The 15,133-nt window shown below is 69.4% G+C and carries 26 protein-coding genes; 1 reads left to right on the top strand and 25 read right to left on the bottom strand.

What is annotated here, in order from left to right; all coding sequences use genetic code 11:
* The first annotated feature begins 4 nt into the window (after positions 1-4).
* Positions 5-1,213, top strand: coding sequence for a hypothetical protein (locus IRY44_RS17525; RefSeq protein ID WP_228532304.1), 1,209 nt, complete (start codon positions 5-7; stop codon positions 1,211-1,213).
* A gap of 7 nt (positions 1,214-1,220) precedes the next feature.
* On the opposite strand, the gene truA is transcribed toward IRY44_RS17525, so the two are convergent.
* The 25 genes from truA to rplP form a co-directional block, all read right to left on the bottom strand.
* On the bottom strand, positions 1,221-2,054 hold the full coding sequence (truA, locus tag IRY44_RS17530; RefSeq protein ID WP_194801421.1) for a tRNA pseudouridine(38-40) synthase TruA: 834 nt from the start codon (positions 2,052-2,054) through the stop codon (positions 1,221-1,223).
* 70 nt (positions 2,055-2,124) lie between these two features.
* Complete coding sequence (gene rplQ, locus IRY44_RS17535) at positions 2,125-2,685, bottom strand: 50S ribosomal protein L17 (RefSeq protein WP_013288611.1); 561 nt, start codon at positions 2,683-2,685, stop codon at positions 2,125-2,127.
* A 34-nt stretch (positions 2,686-2,719) separates the two neighbouring features.
* Positions 2,720-3,742, bottom strand: a complete 1,023-nt coding sequence (locus tag IRY44_RS17540) for a DNA-directed RNA polymerase subunit alpha (protein ID WP_007073009.1) — start codon at positions 3,740-3,742, stop codon at positions 2,720-2,722.
* 95 nt (positions 3,743-3,837) lie between these two features.
* Entirely contained in the window at positions 3,838-4,464 is a 627-nt protein-coding gene (gene rpsD, locus IRY44_RS17545; protein WP_018784565.1) for a 30S ribosomal protein S4, read from the bottom strand.
* A gap of 14 nt (positions 4,465-4,478) precedes the next feature.
* Positions 4,479-4,886, bottom strand: coding sequence for a 30S ribosomal protein S11 (gene rpsK, locus IRY44_RS17550; RefSeq protein WP_013288613.1), 408 nt, complete (start codon positions 4,884-4,886; stop codon positions 4,479-4,481).
* An 18-nt stretch (positions 4,887-4,904) separates the two neighbouring features.
* A complete protein-coding gene (gene rpsM, locus IRY44_RS17555) occupies positions 4,905-5,285 on the bottom strand; it encodes a 30S ribosomal protein S13 (protein ID WP_013288614.1) in 381 nt (126 codons plus the stop codon).
* Positions 5,286-5,496: 211 nt separating this feature from the next.
* Positions 5,497-5,610 (bottom strand): 50S ribosomal protein L36, encoded by a 114-nt coding sequence (gene rpmJ, locus IRY44_RS17560; protein ID WP_012184307.1) that lies wholly within the window; start codon positions 5,608-5,610, stop codon positions 5,497-5,499.
* Positions 5,611-5,700: 90 nt separating this feature from the next.
* Positions 5,701-5,922: a translation initiation factor IF-1 gene (gene infA, locus IRY44_RS17565; protein ID WP_007073013.1), complete on the bottom strand. Its 222-nt coding sequence runs from the start codon at positions 5,920-5,922 to the stop codon at positions 5,701-5,703.
* A gap of 232 nt (positions 5,923-6,154) precedes the next feature.
* On the bottom strand, positions 6,155-6,679 hold the full coding sequence (locus tag IRY44_RS17570; protein WP_194801540.1) for a DUF1707 domain-containing protein: 525 nt from the start codon (positions 6,677-6,679) through the stop codon (positions 6,155-6,157).
* Between the two features lie 82 nt (positions 6,680-6,761).
* Positions 6,762-7,616, bottom strand: coding sequence for a type I methionyl aminopeptidase (gene map / locus IRY44_RS17575; protein ID WP_194801422.1), 855 nt, complete (start codon positions 7,614-7,616; stop codon positions 6,762-6,764).
* 97 nt (positions 7,617-7,713) lie between these two features.
* A complete protein-coding gene (locus IRY44_RS17580) occupies positions 7,714-8,367 on the bottom strand; it encodes an adenylate kinase (RefSeq protein ID WP_013288618.1) in 654 nt (217 codons plus the stop codon).
* Positions 8,368-9,696: a preprotein translocase subunit SecY gene (gene secY, locus IRY44_RS17585; protein WP_194801423.1), complete on the bottom strand. Its 1,329-nt coding sequence runs from the start codon at positions 9,694-9,696 to the stop codon at positions 8,368-8,370.
* A gap of 239 nt (positions 9,697-9,935) precedes the next feature.
* Positions 9,936-10,379: a 50S ribosomal protein L15 gene (gene rplO, locus IRY44_RS17590; RefSeq protein ID WP_018784561.1), complete on the bottom strand. Its 444-nt coding sequence runs from the start codon at positions 10,377-10,379 to the stop codon at positions 9,936-9,938.
* Positions 10,379-10,561: a 50S ribosomal protein L30 gene (rpmD, locus tag IRY44_RS17595; protein ID WP_013473693.1), complete on the bottom strand. Its 183-nt coding sequence runs from the start codon at positions 10,559-10,561 to the stop codon at positions 10,379-10,381. Before rpmD ends, rplO begins: the two co-directional genes overlap by 1 nt.
* Positions 10,561-11,175 (bottom strand): 30S ribosomal protein S5, encoded by a 615-nt coding sequence (rpsE, locus tag IRY44_RS17600; protein ID WP_013288621.1) that lies wholly within the window; start codon positions 11,173-11,175, stop codon positions 10,561-10,563. The genes rpmD and rpsE overlap by 1 nt, the downstream gene beginning before the upstream one ends.
* A gap of 33 nt (positions 11,176-11,208) precedes the next feature.
* Positions 11,209-11,598: a 50S ribosomal protein L18 gene (rplR, locus tag IRY44_RS17605; RefSeq protein ID WP_030501605.1), complete on the bottom strand. Its 390-nt coding sequence runs from the start codon at positions 11,596-11,598 to the stop codon at positions 11,209-11,211.
* On the bottom strand, positions 11,595-12,137 hold the full coding sequence (gene rplF, locus IRY44_RS17610) for a 50S ribosomal protein L6 (RefSeq protein WP_013288623.1): 543 nt from the start codon (positions 12,135-12,137) through the stop codon (positions 11,595-11,597). The genes rplR and rplF overlap by 4 nt, the downstream gene beginning before the upstream one ends.
* 16 nt (positions 12,138-12,153) lie before the next feature.
* Positions 12,154-12,561 (bottom strand): 30S ribosomal protein S8, encoded by a 408-nt coding sequence (gene rpsH, locus IRY44_RS17615; protein WP_013288624.1) that lies wholly within the window; start codon positions 12,559-12,561, stop codon positions 12,154-12,156.
* 98 nt (positions 12,562-12,659) lie between these two features.
* Complete coding sequence (locus IRY44_RS17620) at positions 12,660-12,845, bottom strand: type Z 30S ribosomal protein S14 (RefSeq protein ID WP_007073023.1); 186 nt, start codon at positions 12,843-12,845, stop codon at positions 12,660-12,662.
* Position 12,846: 1 nt separating this feature from the next.
* Positions 12,847-13,416, bottom strand: a complete 570-nt coding sequence (rplE, locus tag IRY44_RS17625; RefSeq protein ID WP_013288625.1) for a 50S ribosomal protein L5 — start codon at positions 13,414-13,416, stop codon at positions 12,847-12,849.
* Positions 13,416-13,736 carry a 50S ribosomal protein L24 gene (gene rplX / locus IRY44_RS17630; RefSeq protein WP_013288626.1) on the bottom strand — a complete coding sequence of 107 codons (321 nt, stop codon included), beginning with the start codon at positions 13,734-13,736 and terminating at the stop codon, positions 13,416-13,418. Before rplX ends, rplE begins: the two co-directional genes overlap by 1 nt.
* Positions 13,733-14,101, bottom strand: coding sequence for a 50S ribosomal protein L14 (rplN, locus tag IRY44_RS17635; protein ID WP_007073026.1), 369 nt, complete (start codon positions 14,099-14,101; stop codon positions 13,733-13,735). The genes rplX and rplN overlap by 4 nt, the downstream gene beginning before the upstream one ends.
* Positions 14,102-14,199: 98 nt before the next feature.
* Positions 14,200-14,475 carry a 30S ribosomal protein S17 gene (rpsQ, locus tag IRY44_RS17640; protein WP_013288627.1) on the bottom strand — a complete coding sequence of 92 codons (276 nt, stop codon included), beginning with the start codon at positions 14,473-14,475 and terminating at the stop codon, positions 14,200-14,202.
* Positions 14,472-14,708 carry a 50S ribosomal protein L29 gene (gene rpmC, locus IRY44_RS17645; protein ID WP_013288628.1) on the bottom strand — a complete coding sequence of 79 codons (237 nt, stop codon included), beginning with the start codon at positions 14,706-14,708 and terminating at the stop codon, positions 14,472-14,474. The genes rpsQ and rpmC overlap by 4 nt, the downstream gene beginning before the upstream one ends.
* On the bottom strand, positions 14,708-15,133 hold the full coding sequence (gene rplP / locus IRY44_RS17650) for a 50S ribosomal protein L16 (protein ID WP_007465292.1): 426 nt from the start codon (positions 15,131-15,133) through the stop codon (positions 14,708-14,710). Before rplP ends, rpmC begins: the two co-directional genes overlap by 1 nt.

Raw genomic sequence — 15,133 nt, forward strand, 5'->3', positions numbered from 1 at the left:
CCACATGGTGTACCGGTACGAGTCCGATGAGGACGCCTTCCTGGAGTACCCGAATCCCGGGTCGGCCCCGAACGGGCCCGCAGCCACGACGCCGCCGCCCGCGGGTCCGTCACGCTCCCGGTTCCCCACGCCGTCGCTGCCCCCGCCGCCGCGCCCGCAACCGGCGCTGCCGCCGGCCGGCACGGCCGAGCAGGCCATCCCCGACGGGCAGGCGGTGGCAGACGACGCCCGCGCACCCGTTCCGGCACCACCGGCCCCGGCGCCGGCACCCGGACGGCCCGCGCCACCACGGGAGCCCTCCCCGGTGCCGCAGCCCGCGCCGCCCATGCCCGCGCCCGTACCGGCGGCGGTGGACCGGCCGACGGTGCCGATCCCGGCCAGCCCCACCGCCCGCGCCGCCGACGTCTCCGAGCTGCCCCGGACCCGGCGCGCCGAACGCCGCGGCGGCGGCCGGTTCTGGCAGACGCTCGTCGGCGGCGCCGCCGTCCTGCTGCTGCTCTCGCTCACCGGGCTCGCCGTCGCGGCTCTGCTCGACGAACGCACCGCCACGCCCCCGGCTGGCCAGCCGACCCCGCAGCCGACCGAGTCCAGCACCCCGTCCGGCGGCACCGACCTGGACTCCCGGGACACCGACCAGGCGTCACTCACCGCCAAGGAGGTCTTCCCGACAAAGGATCTGGTGGTCACCGACGGGAAGCCCGCATACCGGGTGCTGAAGACCCAGGCCAGCCCGAAGTGCCAGGTAGCGGCCACCGGCGAGATCGCCGACCTGCTGGTCCGGCTCGGCTGCAACCAGGTCGTGCGGGGCACGCTCCGCTCCCCCGACGGCGACCACCTGATCACCGCCGGTCTGTTCAACCTCACCGACGTGGCCACCGCCCAGCGGGTACGCGACCGCATCCGGCCGCTGCTCGACGCGCGCCAGGGACGGTTCCGTGGCATGGCGGCCGGCGACGACACCGAGGCGGTGGAACGGGCCGCGGCCCGGGTCGCCTGGCAGGTACGCGGACACTACGTCGCCTACTGCCTGGTCACCCGCGCCGACGGGGAACGTATCCCGAGCGACGACGCGACCGCCCGCGAGATCATGTTCGACATGGTCGAGCTGCACCTCAACCGGAGTGTGCTGGACCGTCGCGCGGCGGCCGGCACGGCCGGGCAGCCCGACGCCGAATCGGCCGGGGACAGCGCCGGTCAGCGGGGCACGGACTGAGCCGGGCTCAGCCCTCGGCCACCGGCACCCGCAACCGGCGGGTCGCCTCGGCCCGGCGGGCGTACTCGGCCGGGTCGGCCGGGTAGCCCACAGCGACCAGGGCGAGGCCGTGCGCCGGCGCCACTGTCACCTCGCTGGAGCGCTCACGCCGGGTCAGCAGGCCGGCCGGCCACTGGACCGGCCGCCGCCCGTCGCCGGCCACCAGCATCGCCCCGACCAGGCTGCGTACCATGTTCTGGCAGAACGCGTCGGCCTGCACGGTGGCGACAAGGATCCCGTCCGGGTCGCGCCGCCAGTCCAGCCGGGTCACCTCGCGCAGCGTGGTGGCGTTCTCCTTGCGCCGGCAGTACGCGGCGAAGTCGTGCTCGCCCACCAGCCCGGCGGCGGCGGCGTTCAGGGCCGCCAGGTCCAACGGCTTGGGCCAGGCCAGGGTGTCCCGGCGGCGTAGCGGCTCGGCACCCCACCGGGCGTCGGTGACCCGGTACTCGTAGCGCCGAAACGTGGCCGAGAACCGGGCGTCGAAGTCGGCGGGCACCTCGGTCATCGCGCGTACCCGGGCATCTGGCGGCAGGAGCCGGGCCAGCCGGCGCAGCAGCCGGCCCTCGTGCTCCCGCCACACGGGAGTCGGCAGGTCGAGGTGGCAGACCTGCCCGGTGGCGTGCACCCCGGCGTCGGTACGCCCGGCCACCGTCAGGCCGGTCGCCGTGCCCGCGCCGAGCACCAGGTCCAGCGTCTGCATGAGTACGCCGGCCACTGTGCGCCGGGTCGGCTGGGGCGCCCAGCCGGAGAAGTCGGTGCCGTCGTACGAGACGTCCAGCCGCAGCCGGGTCCGCTCGTCCACCTCGTACCTCCTGTCGACGGCGACGGGCCCGGCACCCCCGAGGGGATGCCGGGCCCGGTCGAGCCTGATGTCAGGCCTTGTCGTTCTCGGTGGCCTCGTCGCTGTCCTCACGGGCGGCGGCGGTGTCACCCGACGCGGAGACCGGCGCCTCGGCGTCCTGGTCACCGGCGCTGGAGCGCGGGGTCTCCTCGGCCGGGGCCAGGGCCTCGACCTTGTCCTGCTGCGCGGCCTTGCGGGCGGCGGTCTTCTTGTTCGCCTTCGGCTCGGCGACCTGAAGCTCCTCCACCAGCTCGATGATCGCCATCGGAGCGGCGTCACCCTTGCGCGGACCGGTCTTCACGATCCGGGTGTAGCCACCGTTGCGGTTGGCGTACCGGGGCGCGATCTGGTCGAACAGGGCGTAGACCACGTCCTTGTCCTTGACGACGCCCAGCACGCGGCGGCGCGAGGCGAGGTCGCCGCGCTTGGCCTTGGTGATGAGCTGCTCGGCCAGCGGACGCAGCCGCCGGGCCTTCGTCTCGGTGGTCTGGATCTTGCCGTGCTGGAACAGCGCAGTGGCCAGGTTGGCCAGCATCAGCCGCTCGTGCGCGGGGCTGCCGCCGAGGCGGGGGCCCTTGGTGGGCGTGGGCATGCTTGGTGCTCCTCAGGTGTGGCGGCAGCGCGGACTAGAGCTGCTCGGTCTCGCGGTAGTCGTCGGTGTCGTAGTCCGCCTCGCCGAAGGCGTCCACGACGTGCGCCGGGTCGAAGTTCGGAGCCGAGTCCTTCAGCCCCAGGCCCATCCCGGCGAGCTTCATCTTGACCTCGTCGATCGACTTCTGACCGAAGTTGCGGATGTCGAGGAGGTCGGCCTCGGTACGCCCGATGAGCTCACCAACGGAGTTGATGCCCTCGCGCTTGAGGCAGTTGTAGGAGCGGACGGTGAGGTCCAGCTCCTCGATCGGCAGGGCCAGGTCCGCCGCCAGCTGGGCGTCCTGCGGGGACGGCCCGATGTCGATGCCCTCGGCGGTCTCGTCCAGCTCCCGGGCCAGCCCGAACAGCTCCACCAGCGTCGAGCCGGCCGAGGCCAGCGCGGTACGCGGGCCCATCGACGGCTTGGTCTCGACGTCGATGATGAGCCGGTCGAAGTCGGTACGCTGCTCGACACGGGTCGCCTCGACCCGGTACGTCACCTTGAGCACCGGCGAGTAGATCGAGTCGACCGGGATCCGGCCGATCTCGGCGCCCGCCTGCTTGTTCTGCGCCGCCGTGACGTAGCCGCGACCCCGCTCGACGGTCAGCTCCATGTCGAGCCGGCCCTTGCCGTTGAGGGTGGCGAGCTTCAGGTCCGGGTTGTGCACCGAGACACCGGCCGGGGGCTGGATGTCACCGGCGGTCACGTCGCCCGGGCCCTGCTTGCGCAGGTACATGCTGACCGGCTCGTCGTGCTCGGAGCTGACGCACAGCTCCTTGATGTTCATGACGAGCTCGACCACGTCCTCCTTGACACCGGGGATCGTGGTGAACTCGTGCAGCACACCGTCGATCTTGATCGAGGTGACCGCCGCACCCGGGATCGAGGACAGCAGCGTACGCCGGAGCGAGTTGCCCAGCGTGTAGCCGAAGCCGGGCTCCAGCGGCTCGATGGTGAACCGGGAGCGGGTCTCGTTGATCGACTCTTCGGAGAGAGACGGTCGCTGGCTGATGAGCATCTTTTCTCTTCTCTTCCGGGGCGCCCGCTATTTGACGCCCACGACACAACTGTTCCGGTGGCCCGCCCCGGAGGACGGGCCACCGCAACGAGCCCTTACTTGGAGTAGAGCTCGACGATCAGCTGCTCCTGGACCTGGGTGTCGATCACCTGGCGGGCCGGGAGCGAGTGCACGAGGATCTTCAGCTGGCTCGGGATCGCCTCCAGCCACGCCGGAACGGTCCGCGAGCCGGCCTCACCCTGCGCCACGAGGAACGGGGTGAGCTCCTTGCTCTTGGCACGCACCTCGACGATGTCGTGCTCCTTGACGCGGTACGACGGGATGTCGACCTTCTTGCCGTTCACCGTGAAGTGGCCGTGCTTGACCAGCTGACGGGCCATGTCCCGGGACTTGGCGTAGCCGGCCCGGTAGACCACGTTGTCCAGCCGCGACTCGAGGATCTGCAGCAGGACCTCACCGGTCTTGGCTTCCTTGCTCACGGCCTCTTCGTAGTAGCCGCGGAACTGCTTCTCCAGCACGCCGTAGACACGACGGGCCTTCTGCTTCTCACGGAGCTGGAGCAGGTACTCCGTCTCCTTCGTGCGGCCGCGGCCGTGCTGCCCGGGCGGGAACGGCCGGGACTCGAACGGGCACTTCGGACCATCGCACTTGCTGCCCTTGAGGAACAGCTTCATCTTCTCCCGCCGGCAACGGCGGCAGTCAGCACCGGTGTAACGAGCCATCTCTCTCTAACCTCTCAGACCCGGCGACGCTTCGGCGGACGGCACCCGTTGTGCGGCTGCGGCGTGACGTCGGAGATCTGCCCGACCTCGAGGCCGACGGCCTGCAGCGAACGGATGGCGGTCTCCCGGCCGGAGCCGGGGCCCTTGACGAACACGTCGACCTTGCGCATGCCGTGCTCCATCGCGCGGCGCGCGGCGGCCTCGGCGGCGAGCTGCGCGGCGAACGGAGTCGACTTGCGGGAGCCCTTGAAGCCGACCTGGCCGGAGGAGGCCCAGGAGATGACCGCACCGGTCGGGTCCGTGATGGACACGATGGTGTTGTTGAAGGTGCTCTTGATGTGCGCCTGCCCGTGGGCGACGTTCTTGCGTTCCTTGCGCCGGACCTTCTTGACGGCGGCTCCGGCACGAGCCTTCGGTGGCATAAGTCTGTGCGCTCCTAGTTACTTCTTGCCGGGCTTCTTCTTGCCGGCCACGGTCCGCTTCGGGCCCTTCCGGGTCCGCGCGTTGGTCTTGGTGCGCTGGCCACGCACGGGCAGACCGCGGCGGTGCCGGATACCGGCGTAGCAGCCGATCTCGACCTTGCGGCGGATGTCAGCGGCGACCTCGCGGCGCAGGTCGCCTTCAACCTTGTAGTTGCCCTCGATGTGGTTCCGGAGCTCGACGAGCTCCTCGTCCGTGAGGTCCCGAACGCGCTTGTCCGGCGAGATGCCGGTCGCGGCGAGCGTCTCCAGGGCGCGGGTACGACCGACCCCGAAGATGTAGGTGAGCGCGATCTCCATCCGCTTCTCGCGGGGGAGATCCACGCCGACTAGACGTGCCATGTGCGGGCGTACTCCTCGTGATGTTGTGGCGGAGGTGTGGACCCGTCCCACCCCGCTACCGGCCGTCCCTGTCCTTCCGGCGTCAAGAACGCCGGCGACCGGGATCGGTCGCTGCCCGAGCGGGCCCCGGCCTCCGACCGGGGGTCAACCACGAGGGGGTACGCGCTGCGCACCCGACCGCGGCTGAGACGAGCTGGTGATGTGTGGGGCGTCAGCCCTGGCGCTGCTTGTGGCGCGGGTCGGTGCAGATGACCATGACCCGGCCGTGCCGGCGGATCACCCGGCACTTGTTGCAGATCCTCTTGACGCTCGGCTTGACCTTCACGGTTGCCTTACTTCCCATCTGGCCCGGAGCCGCGGCGGTGCGCGATCCGGACGTCGAAGACGGACACGGGTCTCCCGGCCGCCGTCAGGCTTACTTGTAGCGGTAGACGATGCGCCCGCGGGTCAGGTCGTACGGCGAGAGTTCGACGACGACCCGGTCCTCCGGCAGGATGCGGATGTAGTGCTGGCGCATCTTGCCGCTGATGTGAGCGAGCACCTTGTGGCCGTTCGCGAGCTCCACCCGGAACATGGCGTTCGGCAGGGGCTCGATGACCCGACCCTCGATCTCGATTGCTCCGTCTTTTTTCGGCATGTCCTCCGCTGTCCTGACGTCGGTTACTCCGGACGGCTCACAACGTCTTACACGGGTGAACTGACCAAGATCAGGAAACCCGCGCCAGCCGCGGCTCCGACTCCCACCGAAGCGCAGGGTGGGCATGGCGGAGTGGACGCTGTGCGCCGATCAGAAAGTGTACGCCGACCCGCACGTGCTCGCCAAACCGACCGGCGCGACGGTCACCCGGACGGCTCGGATATGACGCAGGTCACGTCTCCGGCAGCTCCCGCTTCGCCCGCCGACGGGCCTCCCGCTCGACCTGCTTGCGCCGCCGGCGCTCGGCGTCGTGCTCCGGCGCCCCGTGGGCCAGCCCCTGGATCGTCTGGTAGAGCACCACGGCGCCCCACGGCCCGAGCACCCAGATCGGCCAGTAGTCGTCGAACTCGAACTCACCCTCGCCGAGCTGGGAGACGAACCAGATCGCGCTGAGGATCAGGGCCACCTTCAGCCAGGGGCCCCAGACCCCCAGCAGCCAGGCGTTACGTGCGCTGACGGCCGCCCGGCCCGGCTCGGCCACCCCGCTCTTCCCGGTCGCGCGGGGAGCCGGCAGGGAGTTCTCCGCCGGCCGGGGACCGGGCAGATCGGTCAGCAGTTCGTCCAGCTCGCCGTAGGTCTTGGCGCCGTACGCCTGCCGCAGCCGGTCGTCGTACTCACCCAGGTCGAGCCGGCCTTCGGCCAGCGCCACCCGGAGTCGTTCCGCGGTGGCCTCCCGGTCCGCGTCGGCCGCCCGCATCCGGTTGCGCTCATCCATGGGAACAAGCATGGCACCCGATCGCCAAGGCGGCAGCACTCGACCGGGTACGGGGGCAGCCCGCTCAGGCCGCCGGAGAGTCGACGGACGTCTGCCGGGCGGTCACCAGGTCACCCAGACGGGCCCGTCCGCCGTCCTCGGCCGTGAGCACCCACACGCCGTCGTCCAGCAGCGCCATCGAGTGCTCGACGTGCACCGCCATCGACCCGTCCCGGGTCACCACGGTCCAGCCGTCGGACAGCTCGACCGTTCGCGGCGAGCCCATCGTGATCATCGGCTCGATGGCGAGCGCCAGGCCCGGCACCAGGCGGGGCCCCTTGCCGGGACGCCCGTGGTTGAGCACGTGCGGGTCCTGGTGCATCTCGGTGCCGATGCCGTGGCCGCCGTAGCCGTCGACGATGCCGTACCGGCCGCCCTTGCGGACCGCCGTCTCGACCGCGTGCGAGATGTCGGTGAGCCGGCCCTTGCCGGAGGCCGCCCCGCGCGCCGCGGCGGCGATCCCGGCCCACATGGCGTCCTCGGCCACCGCCGTCATCCTCAGCAGCGCCGGATCGACCTCGCCGACCGGCACCGTGACCGCCGCGTCGCCGTGCCAGCCGTCCAGCACCGCGCCGCAGTCGATGGAGATCAGGTCGCCCTCGCGCAGCACCTGCTCGGCCGACGGGATGGCGTGCACCACCTGCCGGTTGACCGACGAGCAGATCGACGCCGGGAAGCCGTGGTAGCCCTTGAACGACGGCACGGCGCCCGCCTCGCGGATGGTCGACTCGGCGATCGCGTCCAGGTCGGCCGTCGACACGCCCGGCGCCACCGCCTCCCGCATCCGCCGCAGGGCGCGGGCGACGACCAGACCGGCGGCCCGCATCAGCTCGATCTGCTCGGGGGTCTTCAGCTGGATGTCCAGCTGGGGACGGCGCATGGTGGTGGTTACCTTTCGTCACGCGTACGCGGAGCAGCGGGGCACGTCGCACGTACCCCGCTGTTCGCACTCTATCCGCCGGGTGGCGGGTGGGACCTCAGCCGCCGTACGAGCGCAGCGCGTCGATGGCGCGGACGGTGACGTCCTCCACCGGGCCGGTCGCGTCGATGCCGACCAGCTTGCCCTGGGCGCCGTAGTAGTCCACGAGCGGCGCGGTCTTCTCGGCGTACTCCCGCAGCCGGGCGGCGATGGTCTCCGGCTTGTCGTCGTCGCGTTGGAACAGCTCGGCGCCGCAGCGGTCGCAGACGCCCTCCCGGCTCGGCGAGTCGAACTCGACGTGCCAGATCTTGCCGCAGCCGCGGCAGGTGCGCCGGCCGGACAGCCGCCGGATCACCTCGTCGTCGTCGACGACGAGCTCCAGCACCAGGTCCAGCGCGGTGCCGAGGTCGGCGAGGAGCTTGTCCAGCGCGGCGGCCTGCGGAGTGGTCCGCGGGAAGCCGTCGAGCAGGAAGCCCTCGCTCGCGTCCGGCTCGGCGAGCCGGTCCCGCACCATGTTGATGGTGACCTCGTCCGGGACCAGCTTGCCGGCGTCCATGTACCGCTTGGCCTCGACGCCCAGCGGGGTGCCCTGGGAGACGTTCGCCCGGAAGATGTCACCGGTCGAGATCTTCGGCACCGAGAGGTGCGCGGCGACGAACTCCGCCTGTGTGCCCTTGCCCGCGCCCGGCGGGCCAACCAGAACGAGTCGCATCTACCGCAGGAACCCTTCGTAGTTCCGCTGCATGAGTTGGCTCTCGATCTGCTTCACGGTCTCCAGACCGACGCCGACCATGATGAGCACAGCGGTGCCGCCGAACGGAAAGTTCTGGAACTGCTGGTTGTCGAGCCAGATGAAGAAGAAGTTCGGCAGGATCGCGACGATGCCCAGGTAGAGCGCGCCCGGCAGGGTGATCCGGCTGAGAATGAAGTCGAGGTACTCGGCGGTCGGCTTGCCGGGGCGGATGCCCGGCACGAAGCCGCCGTACTTCTTCATGTTGTCCGCGACCTCGGTCGGGTTGAACGTGATCGACACGTAGAAGTACGTGAAGAAGATGATCAGCAGGAAGTAGATCGCGATGTGCTCCGGCGCGCTCGCCTTCACGATGTGGTTCTGGATCCACGCCTGGACCTTGCCCGGGTCGTTCTGATCGAAGAACTGGAGCGCGAGCTGCGGCAGGTAGAGCAGCGACGAGGCGAAGATGACCGGGATGACACCCGCCTGGTTCACCTTCAGCGGGATGTAGGTCGACGTCCCGCCGTACATCCGCCGGCCGATCATGCGCTTGGCGTACTGCACCGGGATGCGGCGCTGCGCCTGCTCGATGAAGGTGACAGCGGTGATGACCAGCAGCACCAGGGCGATGACGAGGAGGAACATCCCCCAGCCCTTTGTGGTCTTGATCTTCCAGCCCTCGCTGGGGAGCCGGGCCGCGATCGAGGTGAAGATCAGCACGGACATGCCGTTGCCGACGCCCCGGTCGGTGATCAGCTCACCGAGCCACATCACCACGCCGGTGCCGGCGGTCATCGTCATGACCAGGATCGTCAGCGTCAGCCAGTCCGGGATGCCGGTGCCCTGGGGCACGATCGGGAACTGGTCGCACTGGTTGTTGAACAGCTGCCCGGAGCGGGCCAGCGCCACGAACGCCGAGGACTGGAGGATGCCCAGGCCCAGCGTCAGGTAGCGGGTGTACTGCGTGATCTTGGCCTGCCCGGCCTGGCCCTCCTTGCGGAGCTGCTCCAGGCGCGGGATCACCACCGTCAGCAGCTGCAGGATGATCGACGCGGTGATGTAGGGCATGATGCCCAGCGCGAAGACCGAGAGCTGGAGCAGCGCGCCACCGGAGAAGAGATCCAGCAGGTTGAGCACACCGGTGCTGCCACCCTGGATCGTGTCGAGGCACTTCTGCACGTTGCCGTACGAGACGCCCGGGCTGGGCAGCGTGGCGCCCAGCCGGTAGACCGCGATGATGCCTACTGTGAACAGCAGCTTCTTGCGCAGGTCAGGCGTACGGAACGCACTGAGAAAGGCGGACAGCAACTTCTTCCTCCTGCGCGACGCGGGCCGCCGGTGAACGAGTCCCTGGCGGGGCGGGGTGTGGTGCCGGACGGAGTGTCCGGAATCCATGGCTGGGAACGGACTCTAACAGCCCGGTCCCGGTCCGGGCAGATGTGCCCGGCTACATAAACCGAATCCGATGTTACCCGGCGCACACGTCGCCGGTAGACCATGGCGCCCGCCCAGTTGCGAACAACTGAGCGGGCGCCATGAACATCGTCTTACAGCTCGGTGACCGAGCCACCGGCGGCGGTGATCTTCTCCTTGGCCGACGCGCTGAACGCGTGCGCCGACACCTGGAGGGACACGCCACCGAGGTCGCCGGTGCCGAGCACCTTGACCGGGTGGCCCTTGCGGACCGCACCGGCCTCGACCAGCTCGACCGGGCCGACCTGGCCGCCGTTGGGGAACAGCTCGGCCAGCCGGTCCAGGTTGACCACCTGGAACACGACCTTGAACTTGTTCTTGAAGCCCTTCATCTTCGGCAGGCGCATGTGGATGGGCATCTGCCCACCCTCGAACGCCGGCGAGATGTTCTTGCGGGCCTTGGAACCCTTGGTACCGCGACCGGCCGTCTTGCCCTTGGAGCCCTCACCGCGACCCACACGGGTCTTGTCGGTCTTGGCGCCGGGAGCCGGACGCAGGTGGTGCACCTTGATCGTCATTACTCGACCTCCTCGACCTTCACGAGGTGGTTGACCGTGAAGATCATGCCGCGGATCTCCGGCCGGTCCTCCTTGACCACCACGTCGTTGATCCGCTTGAGACCGAGGGAACGCAGCGAGTCACGCTGGTTCTTCTTGGTCCCGATCTCGGACCGGACCTGGGTGACCTTCAGGCGTGCCATCAGGACGCCACCCCCGCCCGCGACGCCAGCATGGCGGCCGGCGCGACGTCCTCGACCGGCAGACCACGACGGGCCGCGACCTGCTCCGGGGACTCGAGCCCCTTCAGGGCCGCCACCGTGGCGTGCACGATGTTGATCGGGTTGGACGAGCCGAGGCTCTTGGAGAGCACGTCGTGGATGCCCGCGCACTCCAGCACGGCACGCACCGGGCCACCGGCGATGACGCCCGTACCGGCGGAGGCCGGCTTGAGCAGCACCACACCGGCGGCGTCCTCGCCCGTGACCGGGTGCGGGATCGACTGACCGATCCGCGGCACCTTGAAGAAGTGCTTCTTGGCCTCCTCGACGCCCTTGGCGATCGCCGCGGGCACCTCCTTGGCCTTTCCGTAGCCCACACCGACGGTGCCGTCGCCGTCGCCCACGATCACCAGGGCGGTGAAGCTGAAGCGACGACCACCCTTCACGACCTTGGCGACGCGGTTGATCGCGACGACCCGCTCGAGGTGCGGGGTCTTCTCGACGGGCGCGTTTCCGCGGCCGCCCTCACGGCGGTTGTCGCGGCGACCACCCTCGTTGCCACCGGACCCGCCGCCACGGCGCTGTTGACCTGGCATCAGCAGCCTTCCTTCTCTCTCGTGACGGGGTTTCTAGAACTCGAGCCCGGCTTCGCGGGCGGCGTCGGCAAGCGCGGCGACACGCCCCGCGTACCGGTTGCCACCGCGGTCGAAGACGACCTTCGAGACGCCGGCGGCCTTGGCGCGCTCGGCGAGAAGCGCGCCGACCTTGCCGGCCAGGGCGCTCTTGTCGCCCTCGGCGCCGCGCAGCGAGGCGTCCATGGTCGAGGCCGACGCCAGGGTGTGACCCTTGGTGTCGTCGACGACCTGGGCCACCATGTGCCGCAGGGAGCGGGTGACGACCAGGCGGGGACGCTCGGCGGTGCCGCTGACGTTCTTGCGGACCCGGAAGTGCCGACGCGCACGCCCGACGGCACGCTTGGCGGCGACGCCGCGGCGGCGCTTGAGCAGCGTGGCGCTCACTTCTTACCTGCCTTTCCAGCCTTGCGGCGGATGACCTCGCCCTGGTACTTCACGCCCTTGCCCTTGTAGGGCTCCGGCGGACGGATCTTCCGGATGTTGGCGGCGACCTCGCCGACCTGCTGCTTGTCGATGCCGGCCACGTGGAACAGCGTCGGCTTCTCGACCGTGAAGGTGATGCCCTCCGGCGCCGGAACCAGGACCGGGTGCGAGAACCCGAGCGCGAACTCCAGGTCCTTGCCCTTGGCGGTCACGCGGTAACCGGTACCGGCGATCTCCAGGCTCTTGCGGTAGCCCTCGGTGACACCGACGATCATGTTGGCCACCAGCGTACGGCTCAGGCCGTGCAGCTCCTTGGCCTTGCGCTCGTCGTTGGGCCGGTTGACGTGCAGCTCGCCGTCCTCGCCCCGCTCCGCCGTGATCGGCTCGGCCAGCACGTGGCTCAGTTCGCCCTTGGGGCCCTTGACCTTGACGGTCCGGCCGTCGATCGTGATGTCGACGCCGGCAGGCACCGGGATCGACTTACGTCCAATACGCGACATTTCTACCTGTCTCCCGTTACCAGACGAAGGCGAGGACTTCCCCGCCAACGCTCCGCTTGCGGGCCTGCCGGTCGGTGAGCAGCCCCTGGGACGTCGAAATGATCGCCACGCCCAGCCCGCCGAGCACCCGCGGGAGCCCGTCCGACTTGGCGTACACCCGGAGACCGGGCTTGGACACGCGCTTGATGCCGGCCAGGCTCCGCTCGCGGTTCTGGCCGTACTTCAGCTCGACGACCAGTCGCTTGCCGACGGCGCCCTCCTCGGGCTCCTCGACCGACCAGGTGGCGATGTAACCCTCGGCCTTGAGGACCTCGGCGATGTTCGCCTTGATCTTCGAGTAGGGCATCGTCACCCGGTCGTGGTACGCCTGGTTGGCGTTACGCAGACGCGTGAGCATGTCTGCGATCGGGTCGGTCATCGTCATGAAAACTCGTCAACCTTTCTCGCCGGGGTTCCCCGGGCCAGGCCCGGGGCCTACGGCGAAGAGACAGTTCAGCTGACGCGCCGGAGCGCGCCGGGCTATTACCAGGAAGCCTTGGACACGCCGGGCAGCTCACCGCGGTGGGCCATCTCCCGGATGCACACCCGGCAGAGACCGAACTTGCGGTAGACCGCCTTCGGACGCCCGCACCGCTGGCAGCGGGTGTACGCGCGAACCGAGAACTTCGGCTTCGCGGCCGCCTTGAGGATCAGCGCCTTCTTGGCCATCTCAGTTCTCCTTGAACGGGAAGCCCAGGAGCTTGAGCAGCGCCCGGCCCTCGTCGTCGGTCGTGGCGGTCGTGACCACCGTGATGTCCATGCCCCGCTGGCGATCGATCTTGTCCTGGTCGATCTCGTGGAACACCGACTGCTCGGTCAGGCCGAACGTGTAGTTGCCGTGCCCGTCGAGCTTGCGCCCGTCCAGGCCGCGGAAGTCACGGATACGCGGCAGCGCGATCGAGAGCAGCCGGTCCAGGAACTCCCACATCCGGTCGCCGCGCAGGGTGACCTTCGCGCCGATCGGCATGCCCTCGCGGAGCTTGAACTGCGCGATGGACTTGGTGGCCCGCCGGACCTGCGGCTTCTGGCCGGTGATGGTGGCCAGGTCGCGGACGGCCCCGTCGATCAGCTTGGCGTCGCGAGCGGCCTCGCCGACACCCATGTTGACGACGATCTTGACCAGCCGCGGCACCTGCATCGGGTTGGCGAACTCGAACTGCTTCTGCAGCTCGCCCACGATCTCGTTGCGGTACCGCTCCTTGAGGCGCGGCAGGGTCTTGGTTTCGGTAGCCGTGGTCATCAGAGGTCCTTACCGGTGCTACGCGCGATGCGGACCTTCTGGCCGTTGTCGTCGATCCGGTAGCCGACGCGGGTCGGCTTGCCGTCGGAGTCCAGGACCATCACGTTCGAGACGTGGATCGGGGCCTCCTGGGTGACGATGCCACCGGTCTTGGCGCCACGCTGGGTGGTGCTGATGCGGGTGTGCTTCTTGACCCGGTTCACGCCCTCGACCAGGACCTTGTCCTGCCGCGGGTAGGCCGCGATGACCTTGCCCTTGGCACCCTTGTCCTTGCCGGCGATGACGACGACCGTGTCGCCCTTCTTGACCTTCACGGTCACAACACCTCCGGCGCGAGAGAGATGATCTTCATGAACCGCTTGTCCCGCAGCTCCCGGCCCACCGGGCCGAAGATGCGGGTACCGCGCGGGTCCCCGCCGTCCTTAATGATGACGGCGGCGTTCTCGTCGAAGCGGATGTACGACCCGTCCGGCCGCCGCTTCTCCTTGGCGGTCCGAACGACGACGGCCTTGACGACGTCGCCCTTCTTCACACCGGCACCGGGGATCGCGTCCTTGACGGTCGCCACGATGACGTCGCCGATGCTCGCGTAGCGCCGACCGGAGCCGCCGAGCACCCGGATGCACAGGATCTCCCGGGCACCCGTGTTGTCGGCGACGCGCAGTCGCGACTCCTGCTGAATCACGTCTATCTCCTATGTCTGCCGGTTCTCCGGCCGCTCGGGGCGGCCGGAGCCTGGCGGAACCTGCGCCCGACCGAGACCCGGCCGAGCTCGAGCCTTCGCTACTTGGCCTTCTCGAGGATCTCCACGAGCCGCCAGCGCTTGGTGGCGGACAGCGGCCGGGTCTCCATGATCAGGACCCGGTCGCCGATGCCGGCCGAGTTCTGCTCGTCGTGGACCTTCAGCTTGCTCGTACGGCGCATGATCTTGCCGTACAGCGCGTGCTTGACGCGGTCCTCGACCTCGACCACGACGGTCTTGTCCATCTTGTCGCTGACCACGAGGCCCTCGCGAACCTTGCGGCGGGACCGCGCGGGGGCGGTGGTGTTCTCACTCATGATGCAGTCACCTCAGTCGGCGCGGCCGAGAGACCCAGCTCACGCTCACGCATGATCGTGTAGATCCGGGCGATCTCCCGACGGATGACCTGCAGCCGCCGGTTGTTGTCCAGCTGCCCGGTTGCGGCCTGCACGCGGAGGTTGAACAGCTCCGCCTTCGCCTCGCGCAACTTCGTGACCAGCTCCTCCTCGGAGAGCTCACGCAGCTCGGAGGGCTTGACGCCCGCTGCCATCAGGATTCACCCACTTCGCGCGTAACAATGCGGCACTTCATCGGGAGCTTGTGGATCGCGCGACGCATCGCCTCTCGCGCGATCTGCTCGTTGGGGAAGGACATCTCGAAGAGAACCCGCCCCGGCTTCACGTTGGCGACCCACCACTCGGGCGAACCCTTACCGGAACCCATCCGGGTCTCGGCCGGCTTCTTGGTGAGGGCCTGGTCCGGGAAGATCGTGATCCAGACCTTGCCGCCACGCTTGATGTGGCGGGTCATCGCGATACGCGCCGACTCGATCTGGCGGTTGGTCACGTACGCCGGCTCGAGAGCCTGGATCCCGAACTCGCCGAACACCACCCGGTTACCACCCTTGGACGCGCCACTGCGGTCCGGGTGGTGCGGCTTGCGGAAGCCCTTCGGGGGCTTGCGCGGCATCAGCAT

Origin of the sequence: Micromonospora sp. ANENR4 (assembly GCF_015354395.1) — a bacterium.
GTDB classification, from domain to species: Bacteria; Actinomycetota; Actinomycetes; order Mycobacteriales; family Micromonosporaceae; genus Micromonospora; species Micromonospora aurantiaca.

What these genes read in the sequence shown, in the direction of transcription:
- IRY44_RS17525 (WP_228532304.1), top strand. Translation starts at nt 5, where the DNA reads ATGGTGTACCGGTACGAGTCCGATGAGGACGCCTTCCTGGAGTACCCG.
- rplQ (WP_013288611.1), bottom strand. Translation starts at nt 2,685, where the DNA reads ATGCCCACGCCCACCAAGGGCCCCCGCCTCGGCGGCAGCCCCGCGCAC.
- IRY44_RS17540 (WP_007073009.1), bottom strand. Translation starts at nt 3,742, where the DNA reads ATGCTCATCAGCCAGCGACCGTCTCTCTCCGAAGAGTCGATCAACGAG.
- rpsD (WP_018784565.1), bottom strand. Translation starts at nt 4,464, where the DNA reads ATGGCTCGTTACACCGGTGCTGACTGCCGCCGTTGCCGGCGGGAGAAG.
- rpsK (WP_013288613.1), bottom strand. Translation starts at nt 4,886, where the DNA reads ATGCCACCGAAGGCTCGTGCCGGAGCCGCCGTCAAGAAGGTCCGGCGC.
- rpsM (WP_013288614.1), bottom strand. Translation starts at nt 5,285, where the DNA reads ATGGCACGTCTAGTCGGCGTGGATCTCCCCCGCGAGAAGCGGATGGAG.
- infA (WP_007073013.1), bottom strand. Translation starts at nt 5,922, where the DNA reads ATGCCGAAAAAAGACGGAGCAATCGAGATCGAGGGTCGGGTCATCGAG.
- IRY44_RS17570 (WP_194801540.1), bottom strand. Translation starts at nt 6,679, where the DNA reads ATGCGGGCGGCCGACGCGGACCGGGAGGCCACCGCGGAACGACTCCGG.
- map (WP_194801422.1), bottom strand. Translation starts at nt 7,616, where the DNA reads ATGCGCCGTCCCCAGCTGGACATCCAGCTGAAGACCCCCGAGCAGATC.
- IRY44_RS17580 (WP_013288618.1), bottom strand. Translation starts at nt 8,367, where the DNA reads ATGCGACTCGTTCTGGTTGGCCCGCCGGGCGCGGGCAAGGGCACACAG.
- rplO (WP_018784561.1), bottom strand. Translation starts at nt 10,379, where the DNA reads ATGACGATCAAGGTGCACCACCTGCGTCCGGCTCCCGGCGCCAAGACC.
- rpmD (WP_013473693.1), bottom strand. Translation starts at nt 10,561, where the DNA reads ATGGCACGCCTGAAGGTCACCCAGGTCCGGTCCGAGATCGGGACCAAG.
- rpsE (WP_013288621.1), bottom strand. Translation starts at nt 11,175, where the DNA reads ATGCCAGGTCAACAGCGCCGTGGCGGCGGGTCCGGTGGCAACGAGGGT.
- rplF (WP_013288623.1), bottom strand. Translation starts at nt 12,137, where the DNA reads ATGTCGCGTATTGGACGTAAGTCGATCCCGGTGCCTGCCGGCGTCGAC.
- rpsH (WP_013288624.1), bottom strand. Translation starts at nt 12,561, where the DNA reads ATGACGATGACCGACCCGATCGCAGACATGCTCACGCGTCTGCGTAAC.
- IRY44_RS17620 (WP_007073023.1), bottom strand. Translation starts at nt 12,845, where the DNA reads ATGGCCAAGAAGGCGCTGATCCTCAAGGCGGCCGCGAAGCCGAAGTTC.
- rplE (WP_013288625.1), bottom strand. Translation starts at nt 13,416, where the DNA reads ATGACCACGGCTACCGAAACCAAGACCCTGCCGCGCCTCAAGGAGCGG.
- rpsQ (WP_013288627.1), bottom strand. Translation starts at nt 14,475, where the DNA reads ATGAGTGAGAACACCACCGCCCCCGCGCGGTCCCGCCGCAAGGTTCGC.
- rpmC (WP_013288628.1), bottom strand. Translation starts at nt 14,708, where the DNA reads ATGGCAGCGGGCGTCAAGCCCTCCGAGCTGCGTGAGCTCTCCGAGGAG.
- rplP (WP_007465292.1), bottom strand. Translation starts at nt 15,133, where the DNA reads ATGCTGATGCCGCGCAAGCCCCCGAAGGGCTTCCGCAAGCCGCACCAC.